Annotated in this window: 2 protein-coding genes; both read right to left on the bottom strand. The window is 45.9% G+C overall.

Features of this window, described 5'->3' with window-relative positions; genetic code table 11:
• Positions 1–684: 684 nt before the first annotated feature.
• The gene (locus tag V512_RS12440; protein WP_099830781.1) at positions 685–1,848 is read right to left on the bottom strand and encodes an AAA family ATPase; all 1,164 of its coding nucleotides are present in this window, start codon (positions 1,846–1,848) and stop codon (positions 685–687) included.
• A 1,272-nt stretch (positions 1,849–3,120) separates the two neighbouring features.
• The coding region (locus V512_RS12435; RefSeq protein ID WP_099830780.1) for an ATP-binding protein at positions 3,121–3,927 on the bottom strand (807 nt) is incomplete at its 5' end.

The raw sequence follows: 3,927 nt of genomic DNA, 5'->3' as shown, positions 1-3,927 counted from the left end.
CTCGAATTTCTCATAAAGGCTATTGCACGAGCAAAAGCTGAACTCGCGGTCGAAAGAATGCGACTCCAGTCTTTGAAGAACAAAGGAAAAAACGGGACAGACTCCATTTTTAGGAACAAGAGCAGGTCTTCCTTCATAATGTTAAAAAGGGGACAGACTCCATTTTTTGATACATAGGTGTTAAAAAGGGGACAGACTCCATTTTTTGATACAAAAAACGGCGGGAAAAAACGGGACAGACTCCATTTTTTCAGAATCGGTTCTTACCAGCGATCAGCGGGTCCTGGACGGAAAAAACGGGACAGACTCTATTTTTAGGAACAAGAGCGGTTCCTCGTTCCGACGCTTCGCGTCCAGGTTCTTGGTTCTTAAACCGCGGAGCGGAACTGGCGCGACGAGAAGAGCAGAGGTTAGAGGCGACAGGCTAGAGGTTGGAAGAGCGCAAAGATCTTGATCTTCTTACCTCTATCCTCATCACCCTTACCTCTGATCCACCCCGCCGCGACTGGTGCTCGCGATCGACAAAAATAGGGACTCCATTTTTTCAAGAGCGGTCTTTGGGAAGAGAGAGAAGAGAGGGCGGACGCGAAAAAGCGACAGACATCAAGAGCCTGTCAGTCCCTGTTTCACTCACAGCGATCAGCAGGTTCTAGAGAGAGCCGGCAGGGTAACTACGAGCTATTGTCAATATTGAAATCCAAGTGTCCACATTGGAATCGAGTTTGAATGGGGCAGATCCGTATCGTCTCTTATCACGAACTCGGCTTTCTTTGGTTTCTTGCTCCTTCCTCCCACTTCAATAATCTTGCCATCTACAGAGAAATCTCCGTTTCGCTCATCCGCACAGGCAAAGATTCTTTTACCCGAATCTTCGAAGGATTGTGCCACATAGGCTTCTCTTCTTGTTCCGGTATTTCCTGTACCAATTGAGTAGAAAGCAGGGTCGCCAAAGAATATTTTCTCACCCTTGGAGAAAGTTCGATTATCATTCTCTCTATATACTATTCTGATTATTCCTGTTGCGTTCATTACAGTAAGAAGTTCATAGAGCTTTCTCTTCCCTATACCCCAATCTCTACACATCCTCTCAATGTTCAGTGTTGGAACTTTCGATATCGCCAAAAAGCCTACAACGGCATTCATTAGCCTGAAGTGAATATCCGAGATTTGCGGCACGAAGAACGGAACATCTCCATGAAGTGTCTTTTCAATAATGTGTTCTATTTGCTCTCGAAAGTCCCACTCCATATAAGACGGCCTGAATCCTCGCTCAAGATACTCCTCAAAAGCAGAGAGTACGTTTGTACAGTTTATTATCTCTTTAACTGAAGAAGGCTCAAGAGAGAATGGCTCCAGTTGTGGCAGCGAAATTCCATCCCTAAGAAATATGTATTCCCTCAAAGACATTAGAGGGATTTGAATCCTGGAGAATCTTCTAGATAGATCTGCGATCCCCTGTCTCAATACTAGGCTGCTGCTATCGCTAGCTATTACCAGTTTTCCCGGATAGGAATCGTAGAGGGCCTTAAGATGGATGCTCCAATCTTTTGCGTAGTGAGCCTCATCCACAACTATCCCCTCATAACCCCTTACAAAAGCTGTCTTTGCTATGCTCCATAGGTCACTAGTAGAAACGAGAGGGTTGTCAGCCGAGACGTAGAGTACTTTTCTCTCCCTAAATCTGTGCAGAAGAAAAGTGGTTTTTCCAACCCCTCTTGGCCCAAAGACGAGGACTGCCCTGTTCTTCATCTCTATTTTGTCGAAGTAAGGTCTCAGTCTTGAGGGGAGCTCCATTTCCTTTCTCTTTTGTATCTCTTCGAGTGACTGAACTAACTCGTCCGCATTCAAACAATCATCTCCTGCCGTTTCACTATGAAACTATATTAGCATATATTCGTTCCACAACAACACGGACACAACAATTTCGGAGAGAGACAGAAGCTGTCCGGCGTCTTTTGAAAGGGAGCGAGAATAAACGTCCCGCGTACTTCGTCCAAGGGCATGTACTTCAAAAATAGGGACAGACTCGTTTTTTCAGAGCCGTTGTTGGTGGTACGTTGTTGGTGATTGGAGAAAACAACGTTGTCTGTCAACGGTCTGCCGTCCACGAGATGGAGCAGTTGCAAGTTGTCAGTTCCAAGTTGTAAGCCCTAAAGTAAAGGAACGTTAAATGCCGTCATTCCGAAACTAGAGTCGCCCTCTGAGAAAAGCGGTTCTTCGTTCCGACGCTACGCGTCCAGGTTCTTGGTTCTTCGTCTAGGATTCCGTCATTCTGAGATGATCCTGCTCAGAATCCCGATCTTCACGTGAACACAACGGCTCCTTTGCCCGCGAAGTAGAACTGGCTTTGTAAAATCGGTTTGGCATTCTTGTAGTTTTTCTCGCCACAGCTTGCAGTGACTGGCTTTAACTGCAAAAAATAGGGACAGACTCCATTTTTCAGAATCGGTTCTTACCAGCGATCAGCGGGTCCTCGTTCTTAAGCGTGCAGCGGCTCTTCAGGGCGAGATCCCGTGCAGGTGCATCACGGGATGACCCTAGTGGAAAAAAGGTGACAGAAAAAGAAAAAATAGGGACTCCATTTTATCAAGAGCAGAAGAGCGGTTCCGGCGCGCTGCGCCCAAGTTTTTCGTTCCGACGCTTCGCGTCCAGGTTCTTGGTTCTTAGGCCGCGGAGCGGAACTGGCGCGACGAGAAGGGAGAGCAGAGGTTAGAGGCGACAGGCTAGAGGTTGGAAGAGCGCAAAGATCTTGATCTTCTTACCTCTATCCTCATCCCTCTTACCTCTGATCCACCCCGCCGCGACTGGTGCTTGCAGCGACAAAAATAGGGACTCCCGAACAAAAATAGGGACAACAAAAATAGGGACAGACTCGTTTTTTCAGAGCCGTTGTTGGTGGTGCGTTGTCGGTGGTTGGAAAGTGCTTATAAACAAATAAGAGCACAATCACGACTAGTCAAAAATAGGGACTCCATTTTATCAAGAGCGATCCTTGGGAAGAGAGAGAAGAGAGGGCGGACGCGAAAAATGGGACAGACATCAAGAGCCTGTCAGTCCCTGTTTCACTCACAGCGATCAGCAGGTTCTAGAGAGAGCCGGCAGGGTAACTACGAGCTATTGTCAGTATTGAAAGCCGAGTGTCCACATTGGAATCGAGTTTGAATGGGGCAGATCCGTGTCGTCTCTTATCACGAACTCGGCTTTCTTTGGTTTCTTGCTCCTTCCTCCCACTTCAATAATCTTCCCATCTACAGAGAAATCTCCGTTTTGCTCATCCACACAGGCAAAGATTCTTTTACCCGAATCTTCGAAGGATTGTGCCACATAGGCTTCTCTTCTTGTTCCGGTATTTCCTGTACCAATTGAGTAGAAAGCAGGGTCACCAAAGAATATTTTCTCACCCTTGGAGAAGGTTCGATTATCATTTTCTCTATATACTATTCTGATTATTCCTGTTGCGTTCATTACAGTAAGAAGTTCATAGAGCTTTCTCTTCCCTATACCCCAATCTCTACACATCCTCTCAATGTTCAGTGTTGGAACTTTCGATATCGCCAAAAAGCCTACAACGGCATTCATTAGCCTGAAGTGAATATCTGAGATTTGGGGAACGAAGAACGGAACATCTCCATGAAGTGTCTTTTCAATAATGTGTTCTATTTGCTCTCGAAAGTCCCACTCCATATAAGACGGCCTGAATCCTCGCTCAAGATACTCCTCAAAAGCAGAGAGTACGTTTGTACAGTTTATTATCTCTTTAACTGAAGAAGGCTCAAGAGAGAATGGCTCTAATTGTGGCAGCGAAATTCCGTCTCTAAGAAATATGTATTCCCTCAAAGACATTAGAGGGATTTGAATCCTGGAGAATCTTCTAGATAGATCTGCGATCCCCTGTCTCAATATTAGGCTGCTGCTATCGCTAGCTAT

It is taken from the genome of Mesotoga sp. Brook.08.105.5.1 (genome assembly GCF_002752635.1).
Classification (GTDB): domain Bacteria; phylum Thermotogota; class Thermotogae; order Petrotogales; family Kosmotogaceae; genus Mesotoga.
This window is presented reverse-complemented; position numbering and strand designations above follow the sequence as displayed.